This window comes from Galbibacter mesophilus, from assembly GCF_023721415.1.
Taxonomy (GTDB): domain Bacteria; phylum Bacteroidota; class Bacteroidia; order Flavobacteriales; family Flavobacteriaceae; genus Galbibacter; species Galbibacter mesophilus.
The window spans coordinates 207,675-224,420 of the sequence record NZ_JAMQVC010000004.1; the positions used below are offsets into that span (position 1 = coordinate 207,675).

15 protein-coding genes are annotated in these 16,746 nt (G+C 35.5%); 9 read left to right on the forward strand and 6 right to left on the reverse strand.

The window, feature by feature from the left end; translation table 11 throughout:
* Positions 1-831: 831 nt before the first annotated feature.
* From NDQ75_RS14240 to NDQ75_RS14255, 4 genes are all read right to left on the reverse strand, one after another.
* Positions 832-1,392 carry a hypothetical protein gene (locus NDQ75_RS14240; RefSeq protein WP_202029262.1) on the reverse strand — a complete coding sequence of 187 codons (561 nt, stop codon included), beginning with the start codon at positions 1,390-1,392 and terminating at the stop codon, positions 832-834.
* 74 nt (positions 1,393-1,466) lie between these two features.
* Positions 1,467-1,985, reverse strand: coding sequence for a hypothetical protein (locus NDQ75_RS14245; protein WP_202029263.1), 519 nt, complete (start codon positions 1,983-1,985; stop codon positions 1,467-1,469).
* 203 nt (positions 1,986-2,188) lie between these two features.
* Entirely contained in the window at positions 2,189-2,569 is a 381-nt protein-coding gene (locus NDQ75_RS14250) for a hypothetical protein (protein WP_202029264.1), read from the reverse strand.
* 132 nt (positions 2,570-2,701) lie between these two features.
* Complete coding sequence (locus tag NDQ75_RS14255) at positions 2,702-2,923, reverse strand: hypothetical protein (RefSeq protein WP_202029265.1); 222 nt, start codon at positions 2,921-2,923, stop codon at positions 2,702-2,704.
* A gap of 37 nt (positions 2,924-2,960) precedes the next feature.
* Here NDQ75_RS14255 and NDQ75_RS14260 point away from each other — a divergent pair, with 37 nt between their 5' ends.
* The 8 genes from NDQ75_RS14260 to NDQ75_RS14295 all read left to right on the forward strand — a co-directional run bounded on the left by NDQ75_RS14260 (position 2,961) and on the right by NDQ75_RS14295 (position 12,172).
* The gene (locus tag NDQ75_RS14260) at positions 2,961-3,404 is read left to right on the forward strand and encodes a Fur family transcriptional regulator (protein ID WP_178952350.1); all 444 of its coding nucleotides are present in this window, start codon (positions 2,961-2,963) and stop codon (positions 3,402-3,404) included.
* An 18-nt stretch (positions 3,405-3,422) separates the two neighbouring features.
* Positions 3,423-4,694 (forward strand): adenylosuccinate synthase, encoded by a 1,272-nt coding sequence (locus tag NDQ75_RS14265; protein WP_202029266.1) that lies wholly within the window; start codon positions 3,423-3,425, stop codon positions 4,692-4,694.
* Between the two features lie 216 nt (positions 4,695-4,910).
* Positions 4,911-6,707, forward strand: a complete 1,797-nt coding sequence (locus NDQ75_RS14270; RefSeq protein ID WP_202029267.1) for an OstA-like protein — start codon at positions 4,911-4,913, stop codon at positions 6,705-6,707.
* A gap of 33 nt (positions 6,708-6,740) precedes the next feature.
* Positions 6,741-7,934 (forward strand): aspartate aminotransferase family protein, encoded by a 1,194-nt coding sequence (locus tag NDQ75_RS14275; RefSeq protein WP_394368766.1) that lies wholly within the window; start codon positions 6,741-6,743, stop codon positions 7,932-7,934.
* An 88-nt stretch (positions 7,935-8,022) separates the two neighbouring features.
* A complete protein-coding gene (locus NDQ75_RS14280; RefSeq protein ID WP_202029268.1) occupies positions 8,023-9,423 on the forward strand; it encodes a tetratricopeptide repeat protein in 1,401 nt (466 codons plus the stop codon).
* Positions 9,424-9,501: 78 nt separating this feature from the next.
* Entirely contained in the window at positions 9,502-10,419 is a 918-nt protein-coding gene (locus NDQ75_RS14285; RefSeq protein ID WP_202029269.1) for a DUF368 domain-containing protein, read from the forward strand.
* Positions 10,420-11,442, forward strand: coding sequence for a DUF368 domain-containing protein (locus NDQ75_RS14290; RefSeq protein WP_202029270.1), 1,023 nt, complete (start codon positions 10,420-10,422; stop codon positions 11,440-11,442).
* Positions 11,435-12,172, forward strand: a complete 738-nt coding sequence (locus NDQ75_RS14295) for a shikimate dehydrogenase family protein (protein WP_202029271.1) — start codon at positions 11,435-11,437, stop codon at positions 12,170-12,172. Before NDQ75_RS14290 ends, NDQ75_RS14295 begins: the two co-directional genes overlap by 8 nt.
* Before the next feature lie 31 nt (positions 12,173-12,203).
* Here NDQ75_RS14295 and nagB read toward each other — a convergent pair whose 3' ends face one another.
* Both nagB and NDQ75_RS14305 read right to left on the reverse strand, forming a co-directional pair.
* Positions 12,204-14,135: a glucosamine-6-phosphate deaminase gene (gene nagB / locus NDQ75_RS14300; RefSeq protein ID WP_202029272.1), complete on the reverse strand. Its 1,932-nt coding sequence runs from the start codon at positions 14,133-14,135 to the stop codon at positions 12,204-12,206.
* A 121-nt stretch (positions 14,136-14,256) separates the two neighbouring features.
* Positions 14,257-15,006: a DeoR/GlpR family DNA-binding transcription regulator gene (locus NDQ75_RS14305; protein ID WP_202029273.1), complete on the reverse strand. Its 750-nt coding sequence runs from the start codon at positions 15,004-15,006 to the stop codon at positions 14,257-14,259.
* 218 nt (positions 15,007-15,224) lie between these two features.
* On the opposite strand from NDQ75_RS14305, the gene NDQ75_RS14310 reads away from it, so the two are divergent.
* On the forward strand, positions 15,225-16,700 hold the full coding sequence (locus NDQ75_RS14310; protein WP_202029274.1) for a sodium:solute symporter: 1,476 nt from the start codon (positions 15,225-15,227) through the stop codon (positions 16,698-16,700).
* The last annotated feature ends 46 nt before the right edge of the window (positions 16,701-16,746 follow it).

Consider the following 16,746-nt stretch of genomic DNA (forward strand, 5'->3'; position numbering starts at 1 on the left):
TAAGGACCTATTAAACGTTTCGAAGTTGAAATAGAAATCTGAAAGTACAACGATGGGAAATATAACTGCTAAAATTGAAATTATAAGCTTATCATATTTGTACTGAATTAATGAATGGTAATAGATTAGATAGAGTGCAAAAATAAAGACGCAATTTATGTTAAACATCCAAATATTCATCCTTAAAAAATCGGGTGGAAGAAAAATCAACAACCTTTGTATCAACCATGAATTTTCATAATATTTATAGCTGAAAGCTACTATTCCAGCTAGAATTTCAACTAGAACTGTGAGAATCAAAATAAAGATAATATATCTTGCTCCCGTTTTCTTGAAAGATGAATAAGTGGCTATCGCAAGAATCATAGCTACAACTTCCAACAGTATCGGTGAAAGCCTAAAATAATCTATGAAATTTAAATCTGTATTCATAAGGAGGACATTCCCCCTACCAGTGTGTTAAAAGGGGATATTTCTTGAAGGTTAACACTTTTTGATTTTTCTATAATTAATTACGCTCCTGTATAAAGCATAGTTTTTTTTATATTTGATTTGGTTTTAATTTCTTAAAATGAAATTAAAATTCTCTTCCGGTTTAACCAAGAGGTATTTAATAAAATTATTTTTTGTTGTTTTTTTGGCATTAATTACAATACCAGTAATAAAGCTACTTTAAAGAATAATTAAAAAAAACAGAATAAAATATTGAAGTCTATAAATTCACTAGCATAAAAAAAGTGCCGATTTAAAATCTCGGCACTTTATAAACTTTATTGATTTGACAGTTGTTATTAATGTCTTACATACACATATTCATGTCGCCTCTTAATTTTATTTAGGGGGCCAATCGAATATAGAGTCATTATATCCATCCACATCGTCAATCATAACTTGCTGCCCACCATCACCGCTCGATTTACTAGATCCTTTGGATTTCAAAACACCTGTTGGTTGCATAAATAAAGTTACACTACCATTTTTATGCCCTTCACCGTATTTCCCCAATCTAAACCGGATACCCAAGTTTGAATATCCTTTTTGATTAGCCTCCTGTTTTACGAAAGCCAAATAATTCTCTAAATCTTCAACAGTCCACCAAAAATCTTTTGCATGAGCTATCCCTTTTTGCTGTAGGTACAAAGGTTGTATAGCATTGTCATAATTTTGTCTTAATGCTTCCGCTTCACTTTTAGTAAGGCATTTTTCGGGCCTTTCAATTTCCTCGACAGATTCTTGGCTTGATTGAACAGTCTCATCAGAAGATGATAAAAAATAATTAGAACCAGAAACGGCTCCACTTTCATTTGACACTGTTGTTTCGTCCTCTTTAGAACATTTAACAAATAATGCTAAAGCACAAAACAGTGCAACGCATAAATAAATTTTTTTCATAATTGATTTGGTTATAATTTCTTGCAGTGAAATTAAAATTATCTTCCGGATCAACCAAGAAGTTTTTTGTAAAATTATTTATTCCTATCAGTATTAGTTTTGGCATTAATTATAAAACCAATGATAAAACTTCCGTAAAGAATAATATTAGACAAAAATAGAATTGTCACATATACTTCTTGAAATCTTTGAAAGAATTTACCAAACATCATAATTGGAATTGTTAGTAAGTAGTAAAATACAGAACCAATAATTAACCAAAAAGCTAAATCTTTATAGATTTTCAGTACTTTATCAGAGTTGAAAACCTCACCAAAATAAAGGATTGCCCCAATCAGTATTCCAAAACTTCCAAAAATCCTAATTATCATTTGATTTCCTTCAAACAAACTATTGCTATCAATTATAAATTCAATTCCAATACCAATGGAATAAATTAGGAGCAATCCACAGATAATAACTTTGTCTTTTCTTTGCTTGAAATAATTAAAGAAATATAAAAGATATATGTAAAAAGTTAATATTCTAAATAAATTGTATACCCAATAATTTCTTGCTAAAAGATTTTCAGGAACAAATTCTTTTAAAAACAATGAGATACTTGTCTCTTTATGGAAGTAACAGTAAACTGGGATGTACGCTATAAACTCTGTTGTTAAAGTTAATAACAACAAGTATAAAAAATACCGATTAGGAGTAAATCGGTATTTTTTATAAGTTAAAATTGCTACTAAAGTTGTAATAGCAATTAAAAAATGATTTAAGTACCTTAAGTAATACATCTAGGATGGATTAGCTACGCAGGAGGCCATTCGGAATAACTATCATTATAAGCATCTACATCTTGAATCATTATTTGAGAACTGGCGCTTTTTGTAAGTGTGCTGGATTCCTGCACACCTGTAGGTTTTATAAATGCAGAAATATTACCTTCCTTTTCATCGTCTTCATATTTACCTAAAGAAAAACGCAACCCAAGCTCTTTATAACCTTTTTTCTTTGCTTCTTCTTTAAAATAAGCTAAATACTCTTCCAGTTCTTCCACACTCCACCAAAACTCGTGGGAAAAATCTTTCCCAAACTCTTTTTTAAGTGCTTTTTCAATGGTTTTTACGTATTTGTCTTGTAGTTTACTCGCCTTCTCCGGCGAAATACATTTTGTTGGTTTTTTTGCCATTTTGTAGTAGTATTGATTTAGTAAAAAATTTTAGTTAGTAGGGTATACATATAATGTACCGCTGGTAAAAATAAAAAACTTTAACAATTATAATACCTCCCCGGACACTTTTTTATCGTGTATTTTCCGTTTTTAAATAAATATCGCAAAACCTAGAAGAATTGTTACGAGTACGTAAATACTTACTTCTTGAAAACCATTGGTTGCTCCGAAAGCCTCTTCAATTCGCAAAAAGCTTTCTATGCTTAACGAGAACGTCGGTTTGACTTTAGCATTTACCGCTTTGTAAACAAAATTGTGTATTTTTATAACGCTTAAAAGAGAGATTGTAATTTGTAATGAAAATTGCTTCATAAAGCTTACATTTGCATCTTAATTCGTAGATTTAATCATGGCGAACGAAAAAAATCAAGAAATCGTTAAAAATGTGTTTACTAAATTTTTAGAGGAACACAAACACAGGAAAACTCCTGAACGATACGCTATACTCCAAGAAATTTACGATAGTACCGAACATTTTGATATAGAATCCCTCTACATTAAAATGAAAAACAAAAACTATCGTGTAAGTAGGGCTACTTTATACAATACAATAGAACTTCTTTTGGAATCTGGATTGGTAAGGAAACATCAGTTCGGGCAGAATCAGGCGCACTACGAAAAATCGTATTTCGACAAACAACACGATCACGTAATCTTAACCGATACCGGTGAGGTTATGGAGTTTTGCGACCCGAGGATTCAAAACATCAAAAAAACTATTGAAGAAGTTTTCAATATAAAAATTCAAAATCACTCGTTGTATTTTTACGGTACCAAAAACGAGAAAAGCTAATAATCTTATTTAATAAAAATGGCAGTAGATTTACTACTAGGACTACAATGGGGAGACGAAGGCAAAGGTAAAATCGTTGATGTCCTCACTAAAAATTACGATATCATTGCACGTTTTCAAGGAGGCCCAAATGCTGGACACACCTTAGAATTTGATGGCATAAAGCATGTTTTACACACTATTCCTTCTGGAATTTTCCATGACAATGCTGTAAATATTGTTGGAAATGGAGTGGTTATAGACCCTGTGATTTTCAAAAAAGAGCTTGAAAACCTAGAGAAGTTTAATATCGATATAAAGTCGAAGTTATTAATTTCGAGAAAAGCCCATCTTATTCTTCCAACGCATAGGTTGCTCGATGCTGCTTCTGAAGCTTCTAAAGGAAAGGCTAAAATTGGCTCTACGTTAAAGGGAATCGGTCCGACGTACATGGACAAAACAGGAAGAAACGGTATTCGTGTAGGGGATTTGGAATTGGATAATTGGAAAGAAAAATATAGAAATCTAGCCGATAAACATGAGGCTATGATTAATTTTCACGATGTAAATATTCAATACAATCTTGCAGAATTGGAAGCTGAGTTTTTCGATGCTGTTAAAATGCTAAAATCCCTCACCTTTATAGATAGCGAAGAATATGTTCATCAAGCACAGGTAGACAAAAAAACTATTTTAGCTGAAGGAGCCCAAGGTTCTCTTTTGGATATTGATTTTGGAACCTATCCATTTGTAACTTCTTCCAATACAACGGCTGCTGGTGCTTGCACAGGCTTGGGTGTTGCTCCTAATAAAATTGGAGAAGTATTTGGTATTTTTAAAGCCTACACCACTCGTGTAGGAAGCGGACCATTCCCTACCGAACTTTTTGATGAAGATGGTGAAACTATGGGACGTGTTGGTAACGAATTTGGGGCTACTACCGGAAGAAAAAGACGTTGTGGATGGTTAGACTTGGTTGCCCTTCGCTATGCAGTGCAAGTAAGTGGTGTTACTCAACTTATCATGATGAAAGCCGATGTTTTGAGTGGTTTTAAAAAGCTTAAAGTTTGTACTGCTTACAATTACCGCGGTGAAACTATTCATCATTTACCTTACAATATTGAATCGGAAAATGTAACCCCGGTTTATACTGAAATCAACGGTTGGGATAAGGATTTGACAAAGATTAAAAGTAAAGAAGAGTTCCCAAAAGAGCTTAACAATTACATTGAATTTTTGGAAAAAGAACTCAATGTTCCTATCAAAATAGTTTCCGTAGGACCTGATAGAACACAAACTATTCCGAGATAATATATTATCTTAAAGTACGAAAAGAGGTCTAAAAAGCAAATATGACTCGAAATGTCAGCCTGAGCCTGTCGAAGGATTATTAATATCAGAAAGTTAAAACTTCGACAAGCTCAGTTTGACAATAACGGTCTGCTTTTTAGACCTCTTTTATAAATTATTACTAACACTTAAGCTTCTAAACGAAAAAACTTTATTTTTGAAGCAAAATTTAAGCGGTTGAATCAGTTACAAACATATTTTTGCCTCCTCTTACTTAGTTTTTCTTTTCTGCTTTCCGCACAGGAAAAAAAAGAAATCACCATTGTTCATGGTGGAGATTTCAACAAGGACGAAGAAAAATATCCTGGGGCTTCCATTTTCAGTAAAGACGACCAACAGGTTCAATTTGAACATCAAGGAATAGATCTTTGGTGTGATTTAGCGGTTTATTATCAAACTGAAAATCGCATTCAAGCTTATGGAAACGTTTTCTTTCAGCAAGGAGATTCTATAAAAATGAATAGTGAATATGTTGAGTACGATGGAACTACGAAAATTGCACTTGCCCGTGTAAAAGTAATTCTTAGGAACAATTCCATGACGCTCAATACGGAAGAATTGGAATTTGACCGAAACAAACAAGAAGCTTTCTACGAGAATTTTGGAACCGTAAAAGACAGCGCCAATGTTTTAACGAGCGACAAAGGGCGCTACTACATGGAAATTGATAAATATGAATTTAAGAGTGATGTAAAAATCACCAATCCGGATTATGTTATAAATTCGGCACGAATGGATTATTACACCAATTCCAAAAATGCATACATGTATGGCCCCTCTACCGTTGTTGGTGAAGACTATAAAATGTATTGCGAGCGCGGTTACTACAACACCACAGCAGAAACGGGTTACGGAGTTAAAAATACAAGAATTGATTATAGCGACCGTATTATTTATGGCGATAGCTTGTATTTTGACAAGGCAACTGAATTTGCTTCGGCCACCAATAACATTAAAGTTATCGATACGGTAAACGATGGCGTCTTACGCGGACATTATGCCGAAATTTACAAATCCAAAGACTCCGTTTTGGTAACCAAAAAAGCATTGGCCATTAGTGTTTTTGAAAAAGATTCAATGTATATCCATGCGGATACACTCATGGTTACAGGTAAGGAAAATGAACGCATTGTAAGGGCTTTTCGCGATGCTCGCTTTTACAAAACAGATTTAAGCGGAAAATGCGACTCCATCCATAGTGATGAAAAAACTGGAGTTGCCCAGCTGATTACTAAAATTCCACCTGGAACCCCCGAAAATAAATTACCGGCTTTTAGGCCTGTTCTTTGGAGCGGGGACACCCAAATGACTGGAGATAGTATTCATATTATTTCCAATGTGAAAACTGAAAAATTAGACTCCTTAAAGGTTTGGGACAATGCTTTTATCATTCAAAAAGATTCTTTAAGCGGAATTAAGTTTAAAGACTCTTTAAAGCAAGGTTACAATCAAATTAAAGGAAAATATCTATACGGTTTATTTGAAGAGAATGAACTGAAGATTGTAGATATCGTTAAAAATGCTGAGCTTATCTACTACCTTTGGGACGATGACGATGAGTTTGTGGGTATAGACAAACGTTTGTGCGGACTCATACAAATGGTCATGGTAGAAAACGAAATAGACAACACCACTTCTTTCATAAATGTAGAAGGCGATATTTTTCCGGATGATGAGCTCCCTATCAATGGGCGGAAATTTAGAGGGTTCTACTGGCGCGGCGATGAAATAATCCTAAGCGTTGATGACCTTTTTAGCGAAGCTGATAAAAATATAGAACTCCCAATTATCAATGGTGTTAACAATCCAATTGATATCGACAATCCTAATTTAGCGCCCGAAGAAACGTTAAAAGGCACCGAGCCGACTTCAGAAAAAGAAGAAAAGCCGAAAAAAGCAGGGCAAAGTTCAAACAACAAAGCTACTTTGCCAAAACAGGCCCCTACCAAGAAAAAGGAATCTACCAATAGTTAAGTCCATTATAATTTTAATTTAAAAGAGCTGTTAATGCAAGAGGACTTTTTAAAATATCAAGCCCAAACTGGCCCTACCCCATTGAGTGTAGAGGTTTCCCGTGCCGAAGGAAGTTATATTTATGATACTTCTGGTAAGGCGTATTTAGATTTTGTAGCGGGCGTTTCTGCAAATACGTTGGGACACAGCCACCCAGCCATCGTAAAAGCGGTTCAAGAACAAGCGGCTTCGTATATGCACGTGATGGTGTATGGGGAATACATTCAAAAACCTGCGGTAGATTACGCCAAGTTACTGGCGGCCCATCTTCCCTCCTCTTTAAGCACTACGTATTTGGTGAATTCGGGAACTGAGGCTATTGAAGGCGCTATGAAATTAGCAAAACGCGCCACGGGAAGATCAGAATTTATTAGCGCAAAACATGCGTACCACGGAAACACACAGGGCACCATGAGCCTTATGGGGTACGAAGAACGAAAAAAAGCGTACAGACCACTGCTGCCTGATATTAAATTTATTGAATTCAACAGCCAAGAAGAAATTCAAAAAATCACTCGAAAAACTGCGGCCGTTGTACTGGAAACGATACAAGGAGGCGCTGGCTTTTTAGAGCCAACAAACGATTACTTGCAAAAGGTAAAAGAGCGCTGTGAAGAAGTTGGCGCTTTGTTAATTTTAGATGAAATCCAGCCTGGATTTGGTAGAACAGGCAAACTTTTTGGCTTTATGCATTACAACGTGGTTCCAGACATTCTTGTTATCGGTAAAGGAATGGCAAGCGGAATGCCCGTAGGTGCTTTTGTTAGTTCTTATGACAGGATGGCACTTTTAAAAGAATCACCAAAAATGGGACACATAACCACTTTTGGCGGACACCCAGTAATTGCTGCCGCAGCCTTGCAAACACTTAAAGAACTTACCACCTCATCAATCATTGAGGAAACACTGAAAAAAGAAAAAGAATTTCGTAAGCATTTGGTACATCCTTTGATTAAGGAGATTAGAGGAAGAGGGTTAATGCTGGCCATTATTGTTGAAAATCCTGAAATAACCAATTATTTGGTGCTTGAAGGAATGAAACGAGGCCTAATATTATTTTGGCTTCTTTTTGAACCAAAAGCGGTAAGAATAACACCACCATTAACTATCTCAAATGAAGAAATTGAAAAAGGTTGCGCTCTAATTTTAGCCTTGCTAAATGAATGGGAAAACCAAAATGTTAACTAATTTGTTAATAACAATAAGGCAAGTAGTTCGATCTTAACACTACTAAACCCTAAATTTATTAACGTAGAAATCTAAAAATGCATCGCCTATGCCATTTAGTGCTCACGAAGATCATAATTTACCGTTAGCAAAATTCGAATCAATGCTAAAAACAAATGATGTTTATTTCTTTGATTCCGAAGATTTCCAGGAGATTACCCATCATTATCTAGACTCAGGAAAAATTTCTTTAGCCAAAAAAGCTATTAAAATTGGTTTGGAGCAACATCCAGCCTCTTCAGAGCTAAAACTATTGCATGTTGAGGTACTGGTTTTTGAAAACCGTTTTGAAGCTGCGGAAAAAATTCTTGATGAATTACAATCAATAGAATCTTCCAACGAGGAAATTCTCATTCAAAAAGCAAACATTTATTCTAAACAGGACAATCATCAAAAGGCTATAATTCTTTTACAGGAAGCCATCACAATGACTGATGATAATTCTGATATTTATTCTTTACTTGGGATGGAATATTTGTTTTTGGATGACTATGTTTCTGCTAAAGATGCTTTTATCAATTGCCTTTATGAAGATTATGAAGACTATGCGGCACTTTACAATGTAATCTACTGCTTCGACTTTTTAGAAGATTTTGATGGCGCCATTGAGTTTTTAAATTCTTATTTGGATCAAAATCCGTATTGCGAAGTAGCTTGGCATCAACTTGGGAAACAATTTGTTAGCAAAAAAATGTACAAGGAAGCCCTGTCTAGTTTTGATTTTGCCATCTATTCCGACGATACTTTTATTGGAGCATATCTTGAAAAAGGACGTGTTTTAGAACGTTTAAAAAGATATAATGAAGCGATTGAGAATTACGAAATAACACTGGGTTTAGACGATCCTACTTCTTTTGCTTACTTAAGAATAGGGAAATGCCACAACAAATTGGGCAATTACGACCTTGCCAAGAAATTCTTTTACAGAACTGTACACGAAGATCCGTTATTAGACAAAGGTTGGATTGCGATTACCGATTTTTACTACAATCAGCGTAACTATCAAAAAGCGTTGTACTACATCAACAAGGCTATTAACATAGATAGTGAAAATGTTTTGTATTGGAAACGGAGCGCCAAAATAAATGAATTGCTTCATTTTTATGAAGAAGCAGACCTTGCATACCAAAAAGCGATTGAACTCGGAAATTACGAGCTACAAACTTGGATTTCATGGTCGGATATTCTATTGAAACTTGGTGAGTATGACAGTGCCATCCATACGTTGCTTCAAGCATTGGAATTCTACCCAGAACATGCCGATTTGGAATACCGTTTGGCGGGAATGTATTACCTGTCTTCTGATTCCTTAAAAGGCACTTATCACTTAAAAAATGCTTTGAAACACAATTATGAAGAACACGATACCATGGAAATTTTATTCCCTGCAGTTTACAACCGTAAAACGGTAAAAAATATTATCCATAGTTTTAAAAACACACCTTTGTAAAATTGTTGCTTTTCAAACGGACATTGGTTAGGTATAAATAAAAAAAACCATGTATTTTTGTTCGCCTAAGAACAAAATATGCAACGATCATTTTTAGAATATTTCATTATAACTTTAAAGGGAATTGCCATGGGAGCAGCGGATGTTGTTCCTGGGGTTTCCGGCGGAACTATTGCTTTTATTTCGGGCATCTATGAAGAGTTAATTAATTCTATTAACAACGTAAATTTACAAGCCTTAAAAATCCTTCGAAAAGAAGGCGTAAAAAAAGCGTGGGAACATGTAAATGGTAATTTTCTTGCAGCACTATTTCTTGGAATTGCCATTAGCGTACTTTCCTTGGCCAAACTTCTGGAATGGCTTTTGGAAAACCATCCCATTTTACTTTGGTCTTTCTTTTTCGGACTAGTCGTAGCTAGTGTAATTTTTGTAGGAAAGCAAATCAGTAAATGGAGCATTGGAACTGCAATTGCATTAATAGTTGGTGCGCTGGCAGCTTATTATATTACAACTTTACCTCCCATGCACGATACTGGAGGTTACTTACATCTCTTTTTTGCAGGAGCTTTGGCTATTTGTGCGATGATTTTACCTGGGATTTCAGGAGCTTTTATTTTGGTACTTTTGGGAGCTTACGGAATTATCCTAGGAGCTATTAATACCCGTGACCTCAAAACAATTGCAGTAGTTGGGCTTGGTGCCGTTTTCGGAATCTTAACATTTTCCAGACTTTTAAAATACCTTTTCGACAATTACAAGAATATTACTTTAGCTATTCTAACTGGATTTATATTGGGCTCTCTAAACAAAATTTGGCCTTGGAAAGCAATAACTGAAATTAAAAAGTTTGGTGATAAAACCATTATTATCGACCATAGTGTGAGTCCGTTTAATTTTGATGGAAATCCACAATTATTTTCAGCAATTATTTTGGCAATTATCGGTTTTTTAACCATCTTTCTTCTAGAAAAGTTAGCCTCGGTAAAAGAAACGTAAATGCAGCAACCAACCCGCACACTACTGGATAAATTCTTCCTTTTTATCAAAGGTTTGGCCATGGGAGCTGCCAATAAGGTACCTGGCGTTTCTGGAGGTGTGGTGGCGTTTGTAGCTGGATTTTATGAAGAGTTTATCTATTCCCTTCAAAAAGTCAACTTGAAGGCTTTTAAACTACTAATTAATGGCCGTTTTAAAAGTTTTTACCAGTACATTAATGGTCGTTTCTTGTCCCTTTTGCTTTTGGGGATGCTAGTTAGCTATTTTAGCGTTTCTAAAATTCTGGACTATTTTATTGCTCACAAAGAACTCTATGTTTGGGCTGCTTTCTTTGGGATGATTGTTGGTTCCATCTATTACATCGGTAAAGACTTCAACCACTGGAATAAAAAGACAATTGTTTTTAGTATTATCGGAATCTTAATTGGAGTTTCCCTAAGTTTTTTAAATCCGGCAAAGCAAAACGATAATCTGCTTTTTGTTTTTTTCTGCGGAATTATTAGCGTCTCCGGTATGACATTGCCCGGACTTTCAGGCTCATTTATCCTAATTCTCTTAGGAAATTATGTATTGCTGCTGGTAGATTCCGTAAACGCCTTATACGATACTTTTGCTGAACTTTTTCAAGGCGATTTTAGCTTTGTCAGCAATTCTGAACGCCTAACCATGCTAAAAATATTAGCGGTTTTCACATTGGGTTCGGTTACCGGTTTGGTCACTCTTTCCCATCTGCTAAGCTATGTTTTAAAAAACTTTAAAAATAGTACCACCGCAATAATACTCGGATTTATAACAGGCTCTTTGGGAGTTGTTTGGCCATGGAAAAAAACAATTTACCGTGTGGACGATTACGGCAATATCTTAAAAGATTCCGCAGGGGAAAAAATCGTGGTAAATTACCAAAGATTTATACCAGAAATTTCATCCATGGAAACTTGGGCAGCTATCGGGTTTATAATCTTAGGAATATTAATTGTACTAGCATTGGACTGGTACGGTAAAAAAACACTGAAAAATGAATAAGCTTTTTGGATTATTGGGAAAAAATATTTCCTATTCTTTTTCTAAAGGATATTTTACTGAAAAATTTAAAGAACTTGGAATAAGCGATACCCACACCTATGTTAATTTCGATTTAAAAGAAGTAAGTGAAATTGAAAAGGTTCTTGCTGAAAAGCCAAATACCGTTGGCTTTAACGTTACCATTCCTTACAAGGAAGCAATTATACCGTACTTATCGGATATTGATAAAAAAGCGAAAGAAATTGGTGCTGTAAACGTAGTTAAAGTTACTGAAGACGGACTAAAAGGCTACAATACTGATGTAGATGGATTTGAAAATTCCATAAAGCCCCATCTCAAATCATCTCACAAAAACGCCCTGATTCTAGGAACCGGAGGTGCTTCCAAAGCGGTAAAATACGCTCTTGAAAATATGGGAATGCAATGCACCTATGTTTCTAGAACGGCTTCCGAAGGAAAAATCAGTTACGAAAGCCTCTCAAAAGAGGTTATGGAAAAAAATTTGGTTATTGTGAATTGTACTCCTTTGGGAACACACCCTAATATTGAACTAAGACCAGCTATTCCTTATGAATTTATTACTGATGAACATCTGGTCTTTGATCTTATTTATAATCCCTCGCAAACCACTTTCATGAAATTAGCCGAAGAAAATGGCGCTTTTGCCCTAAACGGACATGAAATGCTGAAGCTTCAAGCCGAAAAAGCATGGGAAATTTGGAATGACTAGTCAAATTTAATTCCAAATTTCCCGTGAAAAATTAATAATCAAAGCGCTTAAAGGCTTCTATAGCCGCATAATCTGCCAATCCTAATTTGCGATAATGCGCTGCTGTCTTTTTATTTCGGTCTTCGGCACGTACCCAGAATTCACGTAAGTCCTCTCCTTGGAATAAAACGCCATCTTTTTGGGTTTGATGAAAGAAAATCGCCTTTCTTTTTCTTAAAACCTGATCTGGACTCATGGGAACTGCCATATCAATTTCATGGATTTCCCATTCATGCCATGCACCGCGATACAACCATAACCAGCAGTCTTTCATAAATGGCTCTGACTTCAACTCACGCATTGACTTAAAAACAGCGTCCAAACAAACTTTATGCGTTCCGTGTGGATCGGCTAAATCTCCTGCAGCGTAAACTTGGTGCGGCCTAACCTTGGCTATCAAGTCTTTTACTATTTCAATATCCTTCTGCCCTAGCGGATTTTTCTTAACCGCTCCTGTTTCATAAAAAGGAAGGTTTAAAAAATGTACTTGATCATCGGGAACATTAAAATAGCGCGTAGCAGCAATTGATTCCCGCTTTCGTATTAATCCTTTTAGTTCCCTAACTTCCACTGGATCTATTTCATTCTCTTTCTTCTTATTGATACTTTGAATAGCTTTTTGAATTTTTTCCAACTCTTTCCCTTCCGGAAGGAAATCCATCGCTACTTCAGCAAATTTTAACGCATCGGCATTGGAAACGGCAATATTCCCTGAAGTTTGATAAGCAATATGAACTTCATGTCCCTGTGCCACCAAACGATCGAAAGTTCCACCCATGGAAATTACGTCATCATCGGGGTGCGGACTAAAAATAATTACACGTTTCCGTTCTGGAGATTTGCGCTCTGGGCGGTTAGTATCATCCGCGTTGGGCTTTCCTCCGGGCCAACCGGTAATGGTATGCTGTAACTGGTTGAACATTTCAATATTCAACTCATACGACGATCCTTTTTCAGCCAAAAGCGAAGCCAATCCGTTTTCATTGTAATCCTTATCCGTAAGTCGTAAAATAGACTTTTCCAATTTATCACATAGCCAAACAACAGCTCTTTTAATCATTGGATTTCTCCATTCCACGGCATCTACCAACCACGGAGACTCAAAACGGGTAAGCATAGAGGCTGCTTCTGTGTCCAGCACAAAAGTAGTATTGGGATGATCTTGCAAATAAGTAGCCGGGATGTGCGCATCTTCTTCGCCTTCAATAGTTTTTTTAACTATTTCTGCTTTTTTATGTCCCCATGCCAACAAAACGATACGCTTCGCACTTTTAACCGTTCCAACACCCATGGTAATGGCTTTTTTAGGAACGTTTTCAATTCCCAAAAATGAACCAGCGGCATCTTCACGTGTTAATTGATCTAAGGTAATACTGCGGGTAATGGAATTAAAGTGAGACCCCGGTTCGTTAAAACCAATGTGCCCCGTTCTACCAATACCCAAAAGCTGAAAATCGAGTCCGCCTGCTTGTTCTATTTTTTCTTCATACGCTTTACAATAGGCATGTATTTCTTCTTGAGGAATAGTCCCGTCTGGTATGTGAATCTGTTCTTTTGGAATATCAATATGGTTGAACAAGTGTTCGTTCATAAAATAATGGTAACTATGAATGCTTTCAGGATTCATAGGGTAATACTCATCCAAATTAAAAGTGATTACATTCTTAAAGCTTAACCCCTCTTCCTTATGCATTTTAATAAGTTCCTCATACACTCTTATAGGTGAAGACCCCGTTGCCAAGCCAAGTACACATTTTTCCCCTTTGCTTGCTTTATCGCGAATAATATCAGCGATTTCTTTTGCAACGAGATAAGAAGCTTTGGAAGATTTTTCAAAAACTACATTATGTATTTTTTCAAACCTACTGTATTCGTAAGTTCCCACTTTTACGTGGCGTATGCCGTCCATTACTTGATCTTTCATTTAAAATATTTTAGTTTTGATTTGGTGAATAAAACTTATATCCTTTACAATTTTCAATACTCTTTAAAAAGTTATGTCGTAAATCATGTTTTTCAACATTTCCCATTCCATTAAACACAAACTATAAAATTTGCAATCCCGTACTTAAGTAATCCTGCAATTTAGGTTCATTTAAATCAAGCTCGGTTACCAGTGTGTTAATTTCCTTTAAGTCGCATACACTATAATTTTGCCGCAAATTCAATTTATTTGATGTAGCCAATGCTACCACTTTATCAGAAGCTTTAATCATAACTTTTTTAATTAAAGAAATCTCGTATCCCTCATCCGTTAACCCATTCGGGAGATTTATACTGCTGACCCCGATAAAACATACATCAGCTATTATTTCAGAAAGCGATTGCACCACGTCTACGCCAACCGTTACCATGGACTTTTTATTTATTTTCCCACCTAGAAAAATAACTTCTACGGAAGGATGCTCGGAAAGCTGCATGGCAATAGGGAAACTGTAAGTGTATATGGTTGCCTTAAGATCTTTTGGCAGCTGTTTCGCAAACATTAAATTAGTGGTACCTCCACTTATAATCGCCACCATGCCGTCTTTAATTATGGAATTGGATTTTTGTGCGATAATCGCTTTACTTTCTTTATTGAATATAACATCCTCGTTGTAATGATATAAACGTTGAATAGTAGACACTGCACCTCCATGAACCTTCATAACCAGTCCTTTTCTATCCAAATCGTTTAAGTCGCGGCGAATGGTATCCTCAGAAACTTGAAGCTTTTCAGCCAAGACCGAAGATGAAACATTTCTATTGGTTCTAACTTCTTCAACAATTAAAGCTTGTCGCTCTTTTTTTTGCATCCCTCGATATTTATTCACTTATCTCAAAAGCAAATTTAATTTTAAATATGCAATTAACATGCATAAATTTGCATTTTATTTGCATTTTACTAATTTTTAATCGTAAATTTACTCTGAAATATATGATTTTTGGTATTTTCTGAAACAGGTCATATTGCAGAAACTCAATTAACCAAACCAATTAAAACTTCTTAAATTCAAGAAAGTCACCCAAACTTATGAACGCACCATTATTCTTATCAATATTTATAGCATACTTCTTACTTCTTGTTGGTATTTCTTACATTGTTTCAAAAAAGTCGGGTATCGATGCATATTATACTGGAGACCGCCAATCGTATTGGCCTCTGGTTGCGTATGGAATGATTGGTGCTGCCATGTCTGGTGTTACTTTTGTCTCCATTCCCGGTATGGTTTCCAACAATTACTTTTATTACTTTCAATTTGTAATTGGCAATGTAATAGGATACAGCTTTATCGTTTTTGTATTGATTCCTATTTATTACAAGTACAATTTAATTTCCATCTATACGTATCTGTCCACTCGATTTGGTTTTTACTCTTACAAAACAGGATCTTTATTTTTTATTATTTCACAATCCTTTGGGGCGGCATTGCGCCTTTTGCTAGCGGTAAAAGTCCTCGATTATGCGATGTTTGCTCCTTTGGGAATACCATTTCCCGTCACAGTTATAATAATTCTAGTACTTATTTGGATATACACCAATAAATCAGGGATTAAAACAATTGTATGGACGGATACCTTGCAAACCACATTTTTAATTACTGCGGCCGTGGTTGCCATTTTTGCCATTAAAAACGCATTGAAATTTTCCTTTTCAGAAACTGTTGATGCGGTAACATCCCATAATTACTTTCAAGTATTTGATTGGGATCTCAAATCTGGTAATAATTTCTTTAAACAAATCATTTCTGGGATTCTAATCGCTATTGCAATGATGGGATTGGATCAAAATATTATGCAAAAAACGCTTACCTGCAAATCCAAAGGTGAAGCGCAAAAGAACGCATTAGTGTTTAGTTTTATCCTGGCAATAACGCAATTTTTATTCTTATGCTTGGGAATATTGCTCTATATTTTTGCTGAAAGAAAAGGGATTTATCTTCCCGTAAATGAAGAAGGGGTTTTCATCAATACAGATGACCTTTTTCCTAAACTGTCTTTAAACTATTTCGGATTAACCGCTGCCATAACTTTTATTTTAGGAATTACCGCTGCTGCTTTTTCTAGCGTAGATTCGGCATTAACAGCGTTAACCACATCTTTTACCCACGACTTTCTGAGTATGGAAAAGAAATCACTTTCAGAAAGAAAAAAAGCAAAAAACCTTACTCTTCTTGGATTCAACCTGGTTGTTTTCGCCATCATTATGGCATTTGCCAATAGTACGGGAGACATTATTACGAGCATATTTAAAGTAGCAGGATACACTTACGGACCACTACTTGGACTTTTTATTTTGGGGATTTTCACTAGGTTAAAAGTAACCGATAAGTTCGTACCTTTTATTTGCATTCTCTCCCCTATTTTAACCTATGTTTTAAATGAAGTGCTCTTAAAGCAATTTAATTTTGACCTTGGTTTTATGACCATTTTTATAAATGCGCTTATCACCACCTTATTTCTCGTAATGCTAAGGTTTAAAAGCGAAGCTTCATTGAAACAATCATAGTTTTATTCTGAATGAATTAGCGTCTGAAAAACATAAAGGTATATAT

Excerpts from the sequence above, each read along its gene's own strand:
- NDQ75_RS14305 (WP_202029273.1), bottom strand. The coding sequence starts at position 15,006 with ATGCAAAAAAAAGAGCGACAAGCTTTAATTGTTGAAGAAGTTAGAACC.
- NDQ75_RS14290 (WP_202029270.1), top strand. The coding sequence starts at position 10,420 with ATGCAGCAACCAACCCGCACACTACTGGATAAATTCTTCCTTTTTATC.
- NDQ75_RS14280 (WP_202029268.1), top strand. The coding sequence starts at position 8,023 with ATGCCATTTAGTGCTCACGAAGATCATAATTTACCGTTAGCAAAATTC.
- NDQ75_RS14295 (WP_202029271.1), top strand. The coding sequence starts at position 11,435 with ATGAATAAGCTTTTTGGATTATTGGGAAAAAATATTTCCTATTCTTTT.
- NDQ75_RS14240 (WP_202029262.1), bottom strand. The coding sequence starts at position 1,392 with ATGAAAAAAATTTATTTATGCGTTGCACTGTTTTGTGCTTTAGCATTA.
- NDQ75_RS14310 (WP_202029274.1), top strand. The coding sequence starts at position 15,225 with ATGAACGCACCATTATTCTTATCAATATTTATAGCATACTTCTTACTT.
- NDQ75_RS14250 (WP_202029264.1), bottom strand. The coding sequence starts at position 2,569 with ATGGCAAAAAAACCAACAAAATGTATTTCGCCGGAGAAGGCGAGTAAA.
- NDQ75_RS14260 (WP_178952350.1), top strand. The coding sequence starts at position 2,961 with ATGGCGAACGAAAAAAATCAAGAAATCGTTAAAAATGTGTTTACTAAA.
- NDQ75_RS14265 (WP_202029266.1), top strand. The coding sequence starts at position 3,423 with ATGGCAGTAGATTTACTACTAGGACTACAATGGGGAGACGAAGGCAAA.
- NDQ75_RS14275 (WP_394368766.1), top strand. The coding sequence starts at position 6,741 with ATGCAAGAGGACTTTTTAAAATATCAAGCCCAAACTGGCCCTACCCCA.
- NDQ75_RS14255 (WP_202029265.1), bottom strand. The coding sequence starts at position 2,923 with ATGAAGCAATTTTCATTACAAATTACAATCTCTCTTTTAAGCGTTATA.
- NDQ75_RS14285 (WP_202029269.1), top strand. The coding sequence starts at position 9,502 with ATGCAACGATCATTTTTAGAATATTTCATTATAACTTTAAAGGGAATT.
- nagB (WP_202029272.1), bottom strand. The coding sequence starts at position 14,135 with ATGAAAGATCAAGTAATGGACGGCATACGCCACGTAAAAGTGGGAACT.